Consider the following 17,781-nt stretch of genomic DNA (forward strand, 5'->3'; position numbering starts at 1 on the left):
CTTATCCAGGCACTGGGGATATTAAATACATTGGCCTGGCCGGTGGTCACATCCTGTGTTTCAGTGTCGCGCGTTGTCACACCCACCCATCGGGCCCTGACGGTATAACCAGTCTGGCCGCCATAGTTCACGGTCACTTTGGAAGCCGAGTAACTGGGGGCGGGTAATGGATGAACTGCTTGCGGATCGATATGCAGTGTCAGCCTGTCTGACTCTATCGTCTCACCAACCCCTTTTTCCTTGACGGAATAGCCGACCTCGACAGAGCGACCGATATTGTCGACAACTTCCAGACGAGGAATTGAGATCAGTCTTTTTCCGGGGGGATCACCGACGGGGATAATTGGACTGTTGTAGTTGACCCGACCCTGCCAGCGCGCCCGGATGGTATCGGTTCCATGCATACCGGTGTAGTGAGGTATTTCAACATCCACATGAGCGTCGGTATAGATATCGCTCATTTTCAGGTGGTCGCCCGCTGCGTTATAAGCTTTGGGAACCTTGGGTTTGAGTTTCCCCGGGGTGATGGGAAGGACAGCCTGGTCCGCGGCGTTATAGACAAACGTGGCATCTGCAGACGCGGTGCTGGGTAAGGTCAAACGAATGATGGGGACCACCATGCCCCCGGTGCGGTCGTAATATTTCTGTTGGTCGATTCGGGCATTCGCCAGCCCTGTATCGATGTAGAAGAAGGCCTGAATCGGCAATACGCCGGGCTGATTTTCAGGCCAGGCTTTGATGCGCAGCTCGTTGTGATCGGCAAAAGCCTCAGTGGGGATCAATGAACGAACCCGAATGGCTTGGTTGAAGCCTTGGACCGCCTCTGCATCCAGGCTGCTCGTTACCATAAAGGCGCAGGAGTGCGCGGTTCTATATTGAGAGACCTTTCGATAATGAGCCACCCATTGTTCCGCGGTGGTAATGTTTTGCTCTCGACAAGGCGTGCTATCAGCAAATACTCGCGGAGGCACGATACTGTCTCTGCATCCATACTGCCCAGCGGCATCGCGATAAAACGTATCACCGTCGAGAGGGAAGAAGCAGATCACTTCGGGTTTTATTTTTCCGGAAGGGGCATTTAAATAAGGATAAAAAATCAAACCATTGAGCCCATACCATGGAGTGCGAACAAACTTTGTATCGGCTCTCAAATAAGAAAATGAGACTGCGTCGGTTTTTCTTGAGAAGTCGCTATGATCCCATGGATCGTAATTATTGCTGGTTTTAGTGATGCGTAGCGTTACCCCTGAGCAGAGAAAGGCTGGCGTGGTGGGCGTGCCGCAGTTGGCGGCGGTATTGTGATAAGCCGTGGTCAGTTTTTGAGCTGTTTCCTCACCGGAACGCTCATAACTACTGGAAGACTGAATGTCGGGCGGTGGCGACGGCAGTTGAGTGGCGCAACCAAATAATACGGCGAGCGCGAGGGCCGTGAGTGCCTTTATGCTGGCGTGGGTAAAGTTCCACTGTTCAAAGTACTTGCTCATGAGGGCTCCCGTCGTGGGGTGACTGTCGAGTCAAAACAGAACGTGGAGTTATTAACCTGCGGATACAGCCATGCGTCTACTGTTAGAAATAACAGGTCAAAGGAAGAAATAGCGCCATCTGTCGGTTAGCTTGAGCGACCTGTAAAGTCTGACAGTAGACACCGCATCTAAAGGCGCCCTAGAGTGAATTTCGAGAGTAATAGATAAGTGTCCACTACCAGAAGAGGTGTTGTGATGGCTACGAAAGAACTCCGCCTGACCCTGGAGGATGTTGACGTTAATGTCAAAACCGACATTGATGGCGACGGCGATATGGACAGGCAAGACGAAAAAGTAATTCTGGATCTGGCAAATACCTTTTTCAGGTTTAAGTAGGGCGCTGCCATGTCAGATCAAATCGCCCTACACGTGCTGGTTTGTGCACTTTCGTTGATCGTCGTTGAGGCCGCCCGAGGGCAAGTGCCTTCAGACACATCAGAACAAGGACCATGGGGAGATTGGGGGACGGCGGCATACTGCCCCCAAGGGCAATATGTCTGGGGGTTTCGACTCAAAAGTGAACCCTATCAAGGCAGCGGCGACGACAGCGCACTGAATGCGGTTCAGCTTATATGCAAAAGTGGGGTCAACGGAACGAAAACTTACATCCGAAGCCTTGAGGGGAAGTGGGGCAGTTGGGGCGATGACTATATTTGTCGTGAGCATCCCGTCATCGCGTTTGCCATTCAGGTGGAGCGGCTTCAGGGGCGGGACAAGGAAAAGGGGTCGAAGGACGATACTGCCGCCGGCAATATCAAGATGAGTTGTGGGTCGCAAACCCTGGTAGGTGATCCGCCAGCGGCGTGGGGAGAATGGACCGGATTCTACAGTTGCCTCGATGGCCTCGGTGCCAAGAAGGTGAGGGGATTCCAGACCAAGGTGGAGCCCGATCAGGGCAGTGGGGATGATACGGCCCTGAATGCGATGCAGGTGTTTTGCGGCCTCTAGCTCTAGCCTACTGCCGTTTCGCAGCCTCACCAGCACAGAGCAGGTGCGGCCAATGGCAGGGATGAGGGGTAGGGAAAGGTCGAGTCGGCAATACCAGCAAGATTCACCTGGCGGCGAACCCAGGCAAACCGACCTTTGGTCGGCAGCCCATAGCCGATGCGCGCACCCTGCTAGCGTTAACTAATGGAGGGATGGGGGTAACCGCAGCTTTCATTTCACCCGCCAGGTGAAGAGGTTGATCATGACCATCGCCGAATGGCGCATGCAGGGCGTCGAATTCATTGCCTGCAACTGCAATTGGGGCTGTCCCTGTCAATTCGATGCGCCACCGACCCATGGCCACTGCCACGCGGTGGCGTCGATGCGAGTGGAACGCGGGTATTTCAATCAAGTGGCACTGGGAGGCTTGTGTTGGGCCGCCACCTTCGCTTGGCCGGGCGCCATCCATGAGGGCAACGGCAGTTGTCAGGTGTTCATCGATGAACGCGCCGACGAGGCGCAACGCCAAGCCCTGCTGACCATCCTCTCTGGTCTGGAGAGCGACCCCGGGGCCAACGTGTTTCAGGTGTTCAGCAGCACCATGAGTGAAATGTTCGAACCGCAGTTCGTGCCCATCACCCTGTCCATCGATGTCGATCAGCGTTTGGCGCACCTGGACATTCCCGGCGTATTGCAGGCCAGCGGCGAGCCGATCCGCAGCCCGATCGACGGTTCACCTCATCGAGTCCGCCTGTCCCTGCCCAACGGCTTCGAGTTCCTTGAGGCTGAAGTGGCCAGCGGCAGCTACCAGACGCATTCAGCGCTCAAGCTTCAATCCCAGGACAGCCATAGCCACCTCGCCCACGTGCATTTCACCGGTCATGGCATAGAGCCGTAAAGATGGCAGAACCCCAGGCGGCGGCGCAGAGCAAGCGACTGACAGGCGAGCAGTTGTTGTTCCTGCTCTGTCTGCTCGCGCTGACCGCCTTGGCCTGGCTGATACTGCTGCAGATGGCCCGTGACATGAGTGCGCCGGGCGGCATGGCCGATGCGGCAATGGCCGGTATGCTTATGCCCTGGAGCCTGGGCGATGCGCTGCTGATGTTCGCCATGTGGGCAGTGATGATGATCGGCATGATGTTGCCCAGCGCCTTGCCCATGCTGCTGATCTACCAGCAGATGCTGCGCAAGCGCATGCCGGCACCGCAGCGACACCTGGCCCTGCTGCTGTTCTGCAGCGCCTATGGCCTGGTCTGGGTTGGTTTCGCCCTGGGCGCCACGGCGCTGCAATGGGCGCTCGAGCGGCTGGCCTTGCTCAGTCCGGGGATGCGCAGCAGCAGTACCGCGCTGGGCGCTGGCCTGCTGCTGGTCGCAGGCATCTATCAGTGGTCGCCAAGCAAGGCGGTCTGCCTTGAGCATTGTCGCGGGCCACTGCATTTTCTTCTCGGCTACTGGCGCCCCGGCGTGCTCGGCGGCTGGCGCATGGGACTGGCCCATGGCGCTTACTGCCTGGGCTGCTGCTGGGCCCTGATGGGCCTGCTGTTCGTGGTCGGCGTGATGAACCTGCTCTGGGTGGCAGTGATCGGTGCCTTCATCCTGCTGGAGAAGAACCTGCCGCAGGGACTCTGGCTCAGTCGTATCTGCGGTGTGTTGTTGCTCGGCTGGAGCCTGTGGCTGTTGCTGGGCTAGGCTGACTGCCAGGGGTTACCGACACACCTACTTCCCCGTGGCGAGGGAGCTCGCTCCCGCTGGGTGGCGTAGCCGCCCCAATCGAGACGACGCAATTGCCCAGGCAGATCGCGTCAACCGGCGTTACGACTGCTGCGCAGCCGAGCGGGAGCAAGCTCCCTCGCCACAAAAGCCTGGGTGTTCTTCCTGGGACTGCTCAGTGTTCATTTCCAAGTATGGATTGGCCACCCGGCCGATTCGGCATGGGCCTTCAACACCGCATCCGGGTTTACCACATGGGGGTAATCCACCCGCTGTAGCAGCGGCAGGTCGTTGCGCGAGTCGGAATAGAAACTCGCGCCCTCAAGGTTTTCCTCCTCGGCATCCAGCCAGTCCAGAAGCCGTGCGATCTTGCCTTCGCGATAGGTCAGGGTGCCGACGGTCTTGCCGCTGTACACCCCATGACTCACCTCAAGCTCAATCGCCAGGATCTCATCGATGCCCAGGCGTTCGGCAATCGGCTTGACCAGGTGCGTGCCGGAGGCGGAGATCACCAGGATCCGGTCACCGGCCTTGCGGTGTTCGGCGATGGTTTTGGTGGCGTCGCTGAAGATGATCGGTTCGATGAAGTCTTCCACCCACGGCGTCACCAGGTGTTCGATTTCTTCCGGGGTGCGGCCGATCATCGGTTCCAGGCTGAAGTCCATGTATTCTTCCATGCGCAGCTTGCCGTGGCTGTAGGCGTCCATCAGCTCATTGTTGCGACGCATGAACGACTCTGGATCGACCCAGCCCAGGCGCCCCATCTGCTCGCTCCAGAGGGTGGCGCAATCGCCGTGGATCAGGGTTTCGTCCAGATCAAAAATTGCCAGGGCCATCAGCGCGTTTCCCTTTTCAGAATCAACTTCAAAATCAATAAAGCCATCAGGCTACCTCACACAGCGCCGTCGAATCGATGGAAAGTGACAGTCGTGTGCCATCGGGGTGCAAATCGGCGGCGGAACGATTGAGCACGTCGACCACCAGCTCTACGCCGCGAGCCTCGACCCGGTAGCGGATCACGTTGCCCAGCAGGCTGTGGCTGCGGATCAGTGCATCGGGCTCGCCGCTGCGGCTCAGTTCAATGGCCTCCGGGCGAATGGCGATGCGACCGGTCACTGGCCGTTGCAGCAGTTTGCTGGCGCTGTCGGCGTCCAGCAGGTTGTAGTTGCCGATGAAGCCGGCGGCAAAGACATCGACCGGCGCAGTGTAAAGGGTTTCGGCATCGCCGCTTTGTACGATCTTTCCCTGGTTCATCAGGAAAATCCGGTCGGACATGGTCAGCGCTTCTTCCTGATCGTGTGTGACGAAGATCGTGGTCAGGCCCAGTTCGCGTTGTATCTGTCGGATCTGCTCGCGCAAATGTTTGCGAATCCGTGCATCCAGGGCCGACAGCGGCTCGTCCAGCAGCAACAGGCGCGGGCGGGTCACCAGGGAGCGGGCCAGGGCCACGCGCTGGCATTGGCCGCCGGAAAGTTGATGGGGGTAGCGAGCGGCGAAGTCGTGCAGCTCCACCAGCCGCAAAATCTCCAGTACCCGTTGGCGGCTGTCCTCGGTCGCAACCTTTTGCATGCGCAGGCCGAAGGCGACGTTCTGTTCCACGGTCATGTTGGGAAACAAGGCGTAGCTCTGGAACACCATGCCGATCCCGCGTTTCTGCGGGCTCAGCGGGACGATGTCCTGTCCGTCCAGAAGGATCTGTCCGGCATCCACCGCGGTCAGGCCGGCAATGCAGCGCAGCAGTGTGGACTTGCCGCAGCCGGAAGGGCCGAGGAGGGTGACGAACTCGCCCTTGTGGATTTCGCAATTGATGTCGCTGAACACCGGTGTGCCGGCATAGCTTTTTTGCAGGTGTTGGACGCTGACGTAGCTCATTGGCTTTTGTCCTTGTTCAAGATGTTGGCCGCCCAGGTCAGGACCAGTACGAAGAAGAAGTAGGAAATCACCAGCGCACTGGTGAAGTGGCCGCTGCTGTTGCGCATGTTGTTCAGGTACACCTGCAGGGTTTCATAGCGAGTGCCGACGAGAATGTTGGCAAACACGAACTCACCGAACAGAAACGAGAAAGACAGCAGCAACGCCACCATCAAGCCCTTGCGCAAGTTCGGCAGTACCACCAGCAAAGCCGCCTGGAACGTGCTGGCGCCTAGCAGTTGGGCGGCGTCCATGAGGTCGCGCAGGTTGATGGCTTGCAGGTTGTTGGTGATCGCCCGATACATGAATGGCAGGGCAACGGTGAAGTAGCAACCGATCAGGATCCACGGCGTGCCCACCATCGCCAGCGGCCCGGAACCGTAGAGTTGCAACAGCCCCACTGAAGACACTACCGGCGGCACCGCGAAGGGCAGCAGGATGAGGATGTTCATCAGTGCGTCGAGCTTTGGAAAGTGGTAATGCACCACAAACAGCAGGGGCAGGATCAGTACCACGGACAGCACCAGCGCCCCGACGCAGACGATCAGCGATTGACCGAAGGCGTTGAGAAAACGCGGATCGCTCCACAACTGCACGTACCACTTGAAGGTGAAACCGCTGGGCAGCACGGTGGCCGACCAACTGCTGGCGATGGAGTAGATCAGCGTGCCGGCCAGGGGCAACAGCAGGATGGCGAACAGCAAATACACCACCAGCCGATGATAGAGCCCGGTAGAGCTCGATTCAGCGCGAGACATGGTAGCTCCTCTTGAGCAGCAACTGATGGACGACGGTCACCAGGGTCATCAGCGCCACCAGCACCACGGCCAGGGCGCTGGCCATGTTCGGGTCGAGGGAAATGTCCCCGGAGACCATGGCGGCGATGCGAATCGGCAGGACGTTGAAGTTACCGGTGGTTAGCGCATACACCGTGGCGTAGGCACCGAGCGCATTGGCCAGCAGGATCACGAACGTGCCCAGCAGCGCCGGGGTCAGCACCGGCAAGCCGATGTGCCGCCAGAACTGCCAGCCGTTGGCGCCCAGCAGCGCAGCGGATTCGCGCCAGTCCTCGCGCAGCGCGTCGAAGGCCGGGTAGAGCAGCAGTACGCCCAGGGGAATCTGGAAGTAGGTGTAGAGGATGATCAGCCCGGTTTTCGAGTACAGGTTGAAATCTTCAATGATCCCCGCCTGTTTGAGCATGATCGTGATGCTGCCGTTGAACCCCAGCAAAATGATGAAGGCGAAGGCCAGGGGCACGCCGGCGAAGTTGCTGGTCATGTTGGCGAAGGCGTTGACGAAGTTGCGCAGGCGCGAATCGACCCGACGCAGGGAATAGCTGCCCAGCACGGCGATGATGATGCCGAACACGCTGGACCAGAAACTGATTTCCAGGCTGTGCTGGATCGCTTGGCGGTAGAACTTCGAACTGAAAATCTTGCTGAAATTGGCCAGGCCCCAGCCGAACTCTTCCGATTCCAGGCTGTTGACCAGCACCCAAAGCAGCGGCGCGATCTGGAACACGATGAAGAAAATCGCGAAGGGCACCAGGCACAACGCTGCCAGCCATTTGCCGCGCGTCATGGCATTCACTTGAGCAACTCCTGGCAATAGGGTTTGTCGTGGGCAACGCCGAGCAACTGGCAAATGGTGCCGCACAGTTCAGTCTGCCGGGGTGCGGCGTTGGGGTTGAGGCTGAAGCCGTTGCCCAGCACAAACAGTGGCACTTCCCGTTCTTCAGCCAGCAGGCCGTTGTGGGAGCGGTCGTTGTTCATGCCGTGGTCGGATGTCACCAGCACCTGGTATCCGGCGTCGAGCCAGGCTTGCAGGTAAACCGCCAGGTTGATGTCGGCCGAGCGGGCGCTGTTGCGGTATTGCGGGGTGTCGAGGCCGTGCTTGTGGCCGGCATCGTCGATGTTCATGGGATGCACCAGCAAAAAATTCGGCAGGTAGCGCTGACGCAGGTGTTCGGCGTCGGCAAACAGATGAGAGTCGGGGTAGTGGTCATTCCAGTAGAAATGCCCGTATTGAATCGGCAGCTCGGGGTTGTCGGTATGACGATCGCGACCGGCCACGAACGGCGAAGCGTTGTAGAGCTCGCTGACCCAGTGATAGGCCGCGGCTGCCGTACTCAAACCGCCTGCGGTAGCGTAGTGGAAGATGCTGCGCTGGTTCGACAGGCGCGAGACATTGTTGTGCACGATCCCGCTGTCGAGGGGCACGACGCCGGTCAGAATGCATTCATAGAGCGGACGGGACAGGGCGGGCAGTTCACATTCCAGTGTGTAGAGCGCCGCGCGTCCTGCGCCGACATAGGCCTGCAAATGCCCCATGGCATGCCGGGCGACCTCGTAGTTGAGGCCGTCGAGCACCACCAGGATGACGTTGTGCTTCATGGGTAGCGGGACTCCGGACAGATACCAGGAAACTCGGATTCACCAGGGACCTGATGTGGAAGCCAGCTTCTGTGGGAGCCGAGCTTGCTCGCGATGAAGGCGACACGGTTCAACTGCAAGACCGTTTCATCGTTCATCGCGAGCAAGCTTTGCTCCCACAGTGCTCGCTCCCACAATTGGATCTCCAGTGGATTTCCGAGCGGGAGCTATTGCCTCACTCCATATTGATGATCACTTCTTCCTGCCACTTCTGCGGCAGTGTCTTGGAGGTTTTTTCCCACGCATCCGCATCCTTGATCGGGGTCACGCCTTTGTACTGTTCGTTGGGCAGCAACTTGGCCTTGACCTCTTCAGGCAAGGTCAGGTGCTCGGCGCGGATCGGACGGGCGTTGCCCTTGGCCAGGTTGATCTGGCCGGCATCGCTGAAGATGTACTCGCGAGCCAGTTTGGCGGCGTTCGGGTGCTTGGCGTATTTGTTGATGATGGTGGTGTAGCCGGAGATGACCGAGCCGTCGGATGGAATCAGTACGACGTAATCATCCGGGTTGGCCATCTTGGCCTTGTAGCTCAGGCCGTTGAAGTCCCAGACCACGCCGACTTCGACTTCACCTTTTTCCATGGTGGCGATGGTCGGGTTGGCCATGGACAGACGCCCTTGCTTGGCGATCTCGGCGAACATCAACAAGGCCGGTTGAACGTTTTTCTCGTTGCCGCCATTGGCCAGGGCCGCTGCCAGCACACCGTTGGCGGCTTGGGCGGCGGTGCTCACGTCACCAATGGAAACCTTGTATTTGCCGGTTTTCAGGTCGGCCCATTTGGTTGGCACTTCGGAGCCGTGCAACAGCTTCTTGTTGACGATGAAAGCAATGGTGCCGGTGTAGGCCAGGGCCCAGTTGCCGTCCTTGTCCTTGGCCCAGTCTGGAACCTGTTCCCAGGTGCTCGGTTTGTAGGGTTGAACCACGCCTTGCTTGACCGCGATCGGGCCGAAAGCTGCGCCGACGTCACCGATATCGGCGCTGGCGTTGTCTTTCTCGGCGGCGAACTTGGCGATTTCCTGGGCCGAGCTCATGTCGGTGTCGATGTGTTTCAAGCCATAGATTTTGGCCAGGTCATCCCAGGTGGCTTTCCAGTTCGCCCAGTCATCGGGCATGCCGACGCTGTTCACGGTGCCTTCCGCTTTCGCAGCGGCTTCCAGTGTTTTCAAATCGGTGTCAGCGGCCATGGCAACAGTGCACATGGCAATGGTCGAGCCTAACAGTGATGCCAGGAAAAACTGTTTCATCCGAAGCTCCTATGGGCGTTTTCAACGCTGCGATTGCGGTTGTGTTGGTCTAGGTCAGCAATACCTGAGCCAATGTAGGCGAGCCCTGTGACATTTTGATGTCGGTGCAGGAGATGCCGGCATGTGCCAGGCGGGGGCAAAGTGGCTGCCAACTAAGCGTAGACCATGGTTAAGCGGCTGATCTGCAAGGAGTTGGCCGCTAACTTGCAGGGATGGCAATGAACCGTTCGGCGGTTCTGTCATCTACCAGTCATGTGCAGTGCCTAGGCTTGCAAGCATGAGAAACGGATGGATGTTCCATCGATTTCGCCCCGAAAGAGTGCTGGTCTAGTCCAGATAGGTAACGTTGATGCGCATCGAGACAACCAAAGCGGTGACAACCATCGGGCAAGTCCTGCAGGAGCAGCTCGACCATGGCTTGCTGGCGCCCGGTAGCAAGTTGCCGGCCGAGCGCAAGCTCAGTGAGTTGTTCGGCACTACACGCATCACTGTGCGCGAAGCGCTGTTACAGCTCGAAGCCCAGGGGCAGATCTATCGCGAGGAGCGCCGTGGTTGGTTTGTCTCGCCGCCACGCTTGGCCTATAACCTGATGCAGCGCAGCCATTTCCACGCCATGGTGACTGCCCAGGGGCGAGTGCCTTCCACTCAGGTGATCTCGGCCCGTCTGCAGCCGGCTTCGGCAGCAGTGTGTGCCTGGTTGCAATTGCCGGCACTGTCCAGTGTGATCCAGATCTGCCGCGTGCGGCGTATCGATGAGCGGCTGGTGCTGTATGTCGAGCACTACCTGAACCCGCAGTACTTCCCGGACATCCTCGAATTCGACCTCAATCAGTCCATCACCGAGTTGTACGCCCGTCATTACGACTTGCACTACGGCCGGGTGAAGTTCGAGATTGTGCCGACCTCGCTACAGCCTGAAGCGGCGGCGGCGTTGAAAGTCTCGGTTGGCAGCCCTGGCTTGCGGATTGCCCGGGTCAATTATGACCAGTATCAGCGGTTGATCGATTGTGACCTGGAGTTCTGGCGTCACGATGCGATTCACGTGGGGGTGGACGTGCCGGAACAACCGTCGGCTGCCTGAGGTGAGGTCAGATCGACTCGTTGAGTTTGGCCAGGATCCTGAACACCACCGTGGCGAGGATCAACAACATGCCGATCCACATGGCAAACACCCCGACGTTCTTGTCTCGGAAGTTGAAGCCGATGGCCAGCAGAATCATGCCGGCGATGATGGGCACCAGCATGGCATTGAACGCAGACATCGGAATCATGGCGACGGCCTTGTCGGAGGGGATAAGGTCAGTCTAGTTGGGGTTTTGCCGGGGTGTGATGATGTATGTCATGGCCACCTCGAATCTTGAGGCGGACATCATTGTGGCGAGGGTGCTTGCTCCCGCTCCAGTGCGCAGCACTGGCAAACCTGCATGCAGGGGGCTGCTGCGCAGCCCAGCGGGAGCAAGCTCCCTCGCCACAGGGGTTAGCTGCAACGGCAGCTATGGCAACTCACGACAGGCATAAAACGCGCTCAACACCTTCACCAGGTGCGCCAGGTCATGACTGCCGCACAGCTCGCGGATCGAGTGCATGGCGAAGGTCGGCAAACCGATGTCCACCGTGCGTACACCCAACTGACTGGCGGTGATCGGGCCGATGGTCGAGCCGCAGCCCATGTCGCTGCGCACCACGAAGCTCTGCACCGGTACTTCCTCGGCCATGCACAGGTGACGGAAGAACCCGGCGGTTTCGCTGTTGGTGGCGTAGCGCTGGTTGGTGTTGACCTTGATCACGGGCCCGGCATTGAGTTTCGGGCCGTGGTTGGCGTCGTGTTTGTCGGCGTAGTTGGGGTGCACGCCGTGGGCGTTGTCTGCGGAAACCAGCAGGGATTTCTGGATGGTCCGTACGAACTCTTCACCTTCAGGCAGCAAACGACGCAGGGTTTGTTCCAGCATCGGACCATCGGCGCCACAGGCCGAGCAAGAGCCGACTTCCTCGTGGTCGTTGCACACCAGCACGCAGGTCTCTTCGGTGTCGGCGTTCAACAAGGCTTGCAGGCCGGCGTAGCACGACAGCAGATTGTCCAGGCGCGCGCCGGCAATGAAATCACCATGCAGGCCGATGAGCGCGGCGCTTTGGGTGTCGTAGAAACTCAGCTCGTAATCGAGCACCACGTCCGCATTCAGGCCGTGTTCGCGGGCCAGTTGATCGGTGAGCACGGCGCGGAAGTCGACGCGCTCATCACCGGCGAACTGGGCGAGAATCGGTGGCAGCTCATTCTGTGGGTTGATCGCCCAGCCCTGGTTGGCTTCGCGATTGAGGTGGATGGCCAGGTTCGGAATCGTGGCGATCGGCGCCTTGAAATCGATCAGCTGGCTTTCGACCTTGCCATCGCGGCGGAAGGTCACGCGCCCGGCCAGGGACAAGTCGCGGTCAAACCACGGCGCCAGCAGCGCGCCGCCATAAACTTCCACGCCCAGTTGCCAGAACCCGTGGCGTTGTAGTTCCGGCTGGGGCTTGATCCGCAGGCAGGGGCTGTCGGTGTGGGCGCCAACCAGGCGGATGCCGTCGTGCAGCGGTGAGTTGCGCCCCAGTTTGAAAGCGATGATTGAAGAGTCGTTGCGCGTGACGTAGTAACGACCGTTGGCCTCGGTGGCCCAGGTCTCGCGTTCGTCAAGACGCTGATAACCCTCTGCCTCCAGACGTTGGGCAAGGCTGGCGGTGGCGTGGAACGGGGTGGGGGAGGCCTTGAGAAAGTCGATCAGGCCTTGGTTCAACTCTTGGCGCATAAATAACTCCAGACAGCAATGCGCGGGAGTTTACCGTATTGGGGGGCGATGAGGAGGGTGGCCAGTGATTGATATACGCGTTGAATGTGCCGTCCCCTTCGCGAGCAGGCTCGCTCCCACAGGGGACTCAGGGTGAACACAAAACTTGTGTAAGCCTGCAATCCAATGTGGGAGCGAGCCTGCTCGCGATGGGGGCGACGCGATGCCTCAGAACGGCGCCGGGCACTCGAAGCGCAGGCGTTCGCCGCTTTGCGGGTGCGTGAAGCTGAGCATGCTGGCGTGCAGGCACAGCCGTGGCCACGCAGCGAGGGCCTGGGGATGGGCGTAGAGGCCGTCGCCCAGGAGCGGATGACCAATGGACAGCATGTGCACGCGCAACTGGTGCGAGCGTCCGGTAATCGGCGTCAGTTCGACCCGGCACCAGTCGCCGCAACGCTCCAGCACGCGCCAGAAGGTCAGGGCGTGCTTGCCCTGCTCATGATCCACCACGTGGCGCGGTTTGGTCGGCGGGTCGTAGCGCAGGGGCAGGTCGATGCTGCCGCTGTCCAGCTCCGGTTGGCCCCAGCACAATGCTGTGTAGGCCTTTTCGGTTTCCCGGTCATGAAACTGCCGAGACAGTTCGCGATGGGTGTCCGGATCCCGGGCCAGCAGGATGATGCCAGAGGTTTCCCAGTCCAGCCGGTGCACGATTCGCGCTTCCGGATAGCCGTTTTCCTGCAGGCGGGTGATCAGGCAGTCTTTGTTGTCGTCGGCCCGGCCGGGCACGGACAGCAGCAGGGTCGGCTTGTCGACCACCAGGACGGCGGCGTCCTGATGGATGATGCGGATGTTGGACAGGGGCATTCAAACAGTCTCGTAACAAACGCCAACGGCGGCTCGGGCCCTTTTTCCTAACCCTGTGGGAAGGACTTTGGGACCCGGAGCCGCCGTGGGCACCTGCAGGATCGATCAGCGATCCGGCAGGGTGATATTGAGTTCCAGAATCGAGCAACTGCCCTGGCTTTCCAGCGCCACATGCACATCATCGGACCCGATGTTGACGTACTTGCGGATCACTTCCACCAGTTCTTTCTGCAAGGCTGGCAGATAATCAGGGGTACTGCGCTGGCCGCGCTCGTGCGCCACGATGATCTGTAGACGCTCTTTCGCGACCGAGGCGGTACTTGGCTTTTTGTTGGCACGAAAGAAGTCAAAAAGATTCATTACCTACCTCCAAACAGGCGCTCGAAGAAACCTTTCTTCGTTACATCGAGGAATCGATGCTCTACGGTTTTGCCCAGCAGGCGATCGACCGCATCGCTGTACGCCTGACCGGCGTCGCTCTGATCGTCGAGAATCACCGGCACACCCGAGTTGGAGGCCTTGAGTACCGCTTGGGATTCAGGAATCACACCCAGCAGGGTAACAGCGAGGATTTCCTTGACGTCTTCGACGCCCAGCATTTCGCCATCGCTGACACGTTGCGGGTTGTAGCGGGTCAGCAGCAGGTGTTCCTTGATCGGCTCTTCGCCGTTCTCGGCGCGACGGGATTTGCTCGCCAGCAGGCCGAGCATGCGATCGGAGTCGCGTACCGACGAGACTTCCGGGTTGGTCACGACGATCGCTTCGTCAGCGAAGTACATCGCCAGGTGGGCACCTTTCTCGATACCGGCCGGGGAGTCGCACACCACGAACTCAAAGTCTTCCTTGAGCTGCATCAGCACTTTTTCCACGCCTTCCTGGGTCAGCGCGTCTTTGTCGCGGGTCTGGCTGGCGGCCAGCACGTACAGATTTTCAAGGCGCTTGTCCTTGATCAGGGCTTGCTGCAGGTTCGCTTCACCGTTGACCACGTTGACGAAGTCATAGACCACACGACGCTCGCAACCCATGATCAGGTCCAGGTTACGCAGGCCGACGTCGAAGTCGACGATGACTGTTTTGTGGCCGCGCAGAGCGAGGCCGGTACCGATAGCGGCGCTGGTGGTGGTCTTACCCACACCACCCTTGCCGGATGTAACCACGAGAATCTTGGCCAAGGTGTTTCACCCCTAAGGAAAAAGGACTTTTTCAGCCCCTGAAAAACATCTCTTGAAACTGCTGCAATTGGACAGGCTTGGCTGGAATCGGATGCGGGACGGGGTCTACCTCCGGTAAACACTGCCTTATCCTTTTTCCTACGTCGTTTAAGCCGTTTTCGCTACGTTTTAGAGATGCTTGGAAAATGCGGCAGTATCCGTTAAAGCCGAATGATGTTCAACACGTCGCCCGACAGGCTGACCTGGACACCGGCCCCCCACAGCGGGTCGCGACGCAGATCCTCGGAAACCTTGTACTGCCCGGCGATAGAGACCAGTTCAGCGCTCAACTGCTGACAGAAAATCCTGGCTTTCGTATCGCCCTTGACACCGGCCAGGGCACGGCCACGCATCGGGCCGTATACATGGATGTTGCCATCGGCCAGAAGTTCCGCACCCGGGCTGACCGAGGACACCACGACCAGATCGCCACCCTGGGCATAGATCTGCTGCCCGCCACGTACCGGAGACGTGATGACTCGGGTCGGCTTGATGGTCGGTTCTGGTGGTTTTTCCGGCTTTTTCCTGGTCTCGACCGGGCTCAGTTCCAGCACCCGTTCCCGGGCGCCCGAGGGCGGCAGCACCGGAATGTCCACGGCGATGGCGGCGGCGATGTCTTCGATACGGCTGGCCCGGATCGCCAGGGTGCGCAGGCCGTGCTGGCGACAAACCCGCATCAGGCCCGGCAGATCCACGGCACCTTCGCCGGCCGGCAGTTTGTCCAGCGCCAGCACCAACGGGGCATTGCTGAAAAAATTCGGGGCCTGGGCGACTTTTGCCGCCAACTGCCGGTCAAGGCTCTCCAGGTCGTTGCGGGCCAGCTCCAGCACCGTAATGGCGAGCATGCTGCCCTTCAGCTGGAACACGGGATCTTGGTCTAGCGGTTCGGTTTGGCTCATGGTCGGCGTACAACGGCTTGTCACTAAAAGTGCCGAGACTTATAACGAGATCGTCCCCGGGCCGCAAGCCGGGTCGAACGATGTAGAATGCGCGGCCCATGTCTTTATGGAAGCTGTAATGGATCGCCCGCGTTTTCGAGCTGCATTTTTTCATCCGCGTTTCTGGCTGCTGTGGTGCGGTCTGGGGCTGTTGTGGCTGATCGTTCAGCTGCCCTATCCGCTGCTGCTGCGCGCCGGTCGTGTATTGGGTGCGCTGATGTATCGTGTGGCCGGCGACAGACGGCGCATCGCCCAGCGCAATCTGGAACTGTGTTTTCCTGAAAAGTCCGCGGCCGAGCGCAAGCGCCTGCTCAAGGAAAATTTTGCCTCCACCGGTATCGCCTTCTTCGAAATGGCCATGAGTTGGTGGTGGTCGCGCTCGCGCCTGGCGAAGCTGGCCCATGTCGAAGGGCTGGAGCATCTCAAGCAGGCCCAGCGCGAGGGCAAAGGGGTGATCCTGATGGCGCTGCACTTCACCACGCTGGAAATCGGCGCGGCATTGCTCGGCCAGCAGCACACCATCGACGGCATGTACCGCGAGCACAAGAACCCGCTGTTTGACTACATCCAGCGTCGCGGGCGCGAGCGGCACAATCTTGATTCCCTGGCGGTGGAACGCGACGACGTGCGTGGCATGCTCAAGCTGCTACGGGCGGGACGGGCGATCTGGTATGCGCCGGACCAGGACTACGGCGCCAAGCAAAGCGTCTTCGTGCCACTGTTCGGCATCCAGGCCGCGACGGTCACAGCCACCAGCAAGTTCGCTCGCCTGGGCAAGGCACGGGTGGTGCCATTCATCCAGGAACGCCTGGCTGATGGCAGGGGTTACCGGTTGGTGATCCAGACGCCACTGGAAGATTTTCCAGGGGAGAGCGAAGAGGCCGATTGCATCCGTATCAATCGATGGGTGGAGCAGTCGGTCAGCAGATGCCCCGAGCAATACCTCTGGGCTCACCGGCGCTTCAAGAGTCGTCCGCCGGGCGAGCCGAAGCTGTATGACAAACGCGGTTAAGCCTGTAGTCCACTTAATGAACACGGAGCGTTGCGATGACCCCACTTGAACCGGTGACAGGTTTGATTCTTTCCGGCGGCGGGGCTCGGGCAGCGTATCAAGTGGGGGTATTGGCCGCGATTGCCGAACTGTTGCCGGACGGGGCGGATAACCCGTTCCCGGTGATTGTCGGCACCTCGGCCGGGGCAATCAACGCGGTCAGCCTGGCCAGCGGGGCGATGGACTTCAAAACGGCCATCGAGCGCCTGACTGCCTTCTGGCAAGCGGTGCGCAGCCATCAGGTGATGCGCAGCGACTGGTGGGGCGTGATTGCCCAGGCGACACGTTTTATCAGCCACAGCCTGCTGGGCCTGGGCGCCCGGTTACCAGTGGCGCTGATCGACAGTTCCCCGTTGCGTGAACTTCTCCAGTCTCAATTCCACGCCTCGGGCATCGAACAGGCGATCGCGCAGCAGCAACTGCGGGCCGTGGCGGTGACTGCGTTCGGTTATGAGTCCGGCCAGGCCGTGACCTTCTATCAGGGCCGCGGCACCATCGAATCCTGGCTGCGGCACCGGCGCATCGGCGTGCCGGCCCAGTTGTCGGTGGAACACCTGCTCGCCAGTTCGGCGATCCCCCTGCTGTTCGCGCCGGTCAGGATCGGCCCGGAATATTTCGGCGACGGCGCGGTGCGTCAATCGGCTCCCATCAGCCCGGCCCTGCACCTGGGGGCCAATCGCGTGCTGGTCATCGGCGTCAGCGGCAATCCGCGTGGCCTTGGTTCGCCAGAGCCGTTGCAGCGCAGTTACACCGGCCAGCAACCAACCCTGGCGCAGATCGGTGGCCACATGCTCAACAGCACGTTCATTGACAGCCTGGAAAGCGACATCGAGTTGTTGGAGCGTCTGAATGGCTTCAGTCATCTGCTGCCCGATGACGTGCCGGCTCATGCGCTGGGCGCGGCGCCGGTGGAGGTGTTGGTGATTTCGCCGAGCCAGCCGATCGACGAAATCGCCGCCCGCCATCGCCTGGAATTGCCCCGCGCGCTGCGCATGTTCCTGCGCGGGCCGGGCGCGACCAAGACCAGCGGCGCCGGGGTGCTGAGTTATCTGCTGTTCGAAGCGGGCTATTGCAGTGAACTGATCGAGCTGGGACGCCAGGATGCGTTGGCTCAGCGCGAGGAGTTAAGCCGGTTCTTGCGGGTGACGGCGGGGTGATGCAGTAGCATCCACCGCCATCGCGAGCAGGCTCGCTCCCACAAGATTTCCT

At 59.8% G+C, this 17,781-nt stretch carries 20 protein-coding genes; 7 read left to right on the forward strand and 13 right to left on the reverse strand.

Annotation, left to right across the window (positions count from 1 at the left end; genetic code table 11):
* Nucleotides 1-1,484 (reverse strand): hypothetical protein (locus tag MKS85_RS24730; RefSeq protein WP_310663153.1); only part of this gene is annotated, 1,484 nt, incomplete at its 3' end.
* A 234-nt stretch (nt 1,485-1,718) separates the two neighbouring features.
* Here MKS85_RS24730 and MKS85_RS24735 point away from each other — a divergent pair.
* From MKS85_RS24735 to MKS85_RS24750, 4 genes are all read left to right on the forward strand, one after another.
* Nucleotides 1,719-1,859, forward strand: a complete 141-nt coding sequence (locus MKS85_RS24735; protein ID WP_171061334.1) for a hypothetical protein — start codon at nt 1,719-1,721, stop codon at nt 1,857-1,859.
* A 9-nt stretch (nt 1,860-1,868) separates the two neighbouring features.
* Entirely contained in the window at nt 1,869-2,471 is a 603-nt protein-coding gene (locus tag MKS85_RS24740; RefSeq protein ID WP_139049402.1) for a hypothetical protein, read from the forward strand.
* A 241-nt stretch (nt 2,472-2,712) separates the two neighbouring features.
* Entirely contained in the window at nt 2,713-3,348 is a 636-nt protein-coding gene (locus tag MKS85_RS24745) for a DUF1326 domain-containing protein (RefSeq protein WP_047229653.1), read from the forward strand.
* A gap of 2 nt (nt 3,349-3,350) precedes the next feature.
* Nucleotides 3,351-4,139: a DUF2182 domain-containing protein gene (locus MKS85_RS24750; RefSeq protein WP_139049404.1), complete on the forward strand. Its 789-nt coding sequence runs from the start codon at nt 3,351-3,353 to the stop codon at nt 4,137-4,139.
* A 203-nt stretch (nt 4,140-4,342) separates the two neighbouring features.
* On the opposite strand, the gene MKS85_RS24755 is transcribed toward MKS85_RS24750, so the two are convergent.
* The 6 genes from MKS85_RS24755 to MKS85_RS24780 form a co-directional block, all read right to left on the reverse strand.
* Entirely contained in the window at nt 4,343-4,996 is a 654-nt protein-coding gene (locus tag MKS85_RS24755) for an HAD family phosphatase (protein WP_107321754.1), read from the reverse strand.
* 46 nt (nt 4,997-5,042) lie between these two features.
* The gene (locus tag MKS85_RS24760) at nt 5,043-6,032 is read right to left on the reverse strand and encodes an ABC transporter ATP-binding protein (RefSeq protein ID WP_047229650.1); all 990 of its coding nucleotides are present in this window, start codon (nt 6,030-6,032) and stop codon (nt 5,043-5,045) included.
* The gene (locus MKS85_RS24765) at nt 6,029-6,829 is read right to left on the reverse strand and encodes an ABC transporter permease (RefSeq protein ID WP_139049405.1); all 801 of its coding nucleotides are present in this window, start codon (nt 6,827-6,829) and stop codon (nt 6,029-6,031) included. The genes MKS85_RS24760 and MKS85_RS24765 overlap by 4 nt, the downstream gene beginning before the upstream one ends.
* A complete protein-coding gene (locus MKS85_RS24770) occupies nt 6,816-7,652 on the reverse strand; it encodes an ABC transporter permease subunit (protein ID WP_160893164.1) in 837 nt (278 codons plus the stop codon). The genes MKS85_RS24765 and MKS85_RS24770 overlap by 14 nt, the downstream gene beginning before the upstream one ends.
* A 5-nt stretch (nt 7,653-7,657) precedes the next feature.
* Entirely contained in the window at nt 7,658-8,464 is an 807-nt protein-coding gene (locus MKS85_RS24775) for an alkaline phosphatase family protein (protein WP_107321756.1), read from the reverse strand.
* Nucleotides 8,465-8,678: 214 nt separating this feature from the next.
* On the reverse strand, nt 8,679-9,746 hold the full coding sequence (locus MKS85_RS24780) for an ABC transporter substrate-binding protein (protein WP_047229646.1): 1,068 nt from the start codon (nt 9,744-9,746) through the stop codon (nt 8,679-8,681).
* A gap of 349 nt (nt 9,747-10,095) precedes the next feature.
* Between MKS85_RS24780 and MKS85_RS24785 the strand changes: the two genes are divergently transcribed.
* Nucleotides 10,096-10,827 (forward strand): UTRA domain-containing protein, encoded by a 732-nt coding sequence (locus tag MKS85_RS24785; RefSeq protein WP_139049406.1) that lies wholly within the window; start codon nt 10,096-10,098, stop codon nt 10,825-10,827.
* Between the two features lie 7 nt (nt 10,828-10,834).
* On the opposite strand, the gene MKS85_RS24790 is transcribed toward MKS85_RS24785, so the two are convergent.
* From MKS85_RS24790 to minC, 6 genes are all read right to left on the reverse strand, one after another.
* Complete coding sequence (locus MKS85_RS24790; RefSeq protein WP_047229644.1) at nt 10,835-11,017, reverse strand: hypothetical protein; 183 nt, start codon at nt 11,015-11,017, stop codon at nt 10,835-10,837.
* A 222-nt stretch (nt 11,018-11,239) separates the two neighbouring features.
* On the reverse strand, nt 11,240-12,529 hold the full coding sequence (locus MKS85_RS24795; RefSeq protein WP_310663154.1) for a M18 family aminopeptidase: 1,290 nt from the start codon (nt 12,527-12,529) through the stop codon (nt 11,240-11,242).
* Nucleotides 12,530-12,736: 207 nt separating this feature from the next.
* Complete coding sequence (locus MKS85_RS24800) at nt 12,737-13,372, reverse strand: RluA family pseudouridine synthase (protein ID WP_018612476.1); 636 nt, start codon at nt 13,370-13,372, stop codon at nt 12,737-12,739.
* Nucleotides 13,373-13,477: 105 nt separating this feature from the next.
* Nucleotides 13,478-13,732 (reverse strand): cell division topological specificity factor MinE, encoded by a 255-nt coding sequence (minE, locus tag MKS85_RS24805; protein WP_003179111.1) that lies wholly within the window; start codon nt 13,730-13,732, stop codon nt 13,478-13,480.
* Nucleotides 13,732-14,544 carry a septum site-determining protein MinD gene (minD, locus tag MKS85_RS24810; protein WP_042728954.1) on the reverse strand — a complete coding sequence of 271 codons (813 nt, stop codon included), beginning with the start codon at nt 14,542-14,544 and terminating at the stop codon, nt 13,732-13,734. The genes minE and minD overlap by 1 nt, the downstream gene beginning before the upstream one ends.
* Nucleotides 14,545-14,744: 200 nt before the next feature.
* Nucleotides 14,745-15,482 carry a septum site-determining protein MinC gene (gene minC, locus MKS85_RS24815; RefSeq protein ID WP_139049407.1) on the reverse strand — a complete coding sequence of 246 codons (738 nt, stop codon included), beginning with the start codon at nt 15,480-15,482 and terminating at the stop codon, nt 14,745-14,747.
* 118 nt (nt 15,483-15,600) lie between these two features.
* Between minC and MKS85_RS24820 the strand changes: the two genes are divergently transcribed.
* Together MKS85_RS24820 and MKS85_RS24825 are read left to right on the forward strand one after the other, a co-directional pair.
* A complete protein-coding gene (locus MKS85_RS24820) occupies nt 15,601-16,533 on the forward strand; it encodes a lipid A biosynthesis lauroyl acyltransferase (protein ID WP_139049408.1) in 933 nt (310 codons plus the stop codon).
* 35 nt (nt 16,534-16,568) lie between these two features.
* Complete coding sequence (locus tag MKS85_RS24825) at nt 16,569-17,729, forward strand: patatin-like phospholipase family protein (protein ID WP_139049409.1); 1,161 nt, start codon at nt 16,569-16,571, stop codon at nt 17,727-17,729.
* Nucleotides 17,730-17,781 lie beyond the last annotated feature (52 nt).

It is taken from the genome of Pseudomonas sp. JL2, from assembly GCF_031570495.1.
Lineage (GTDB): Bacteria > Pseudomonadota > Gammaproteobacteria > Pseudomonadales > Pseudomonadaceae > Aquipseudomonas > Aquipseudomonas rhizophila.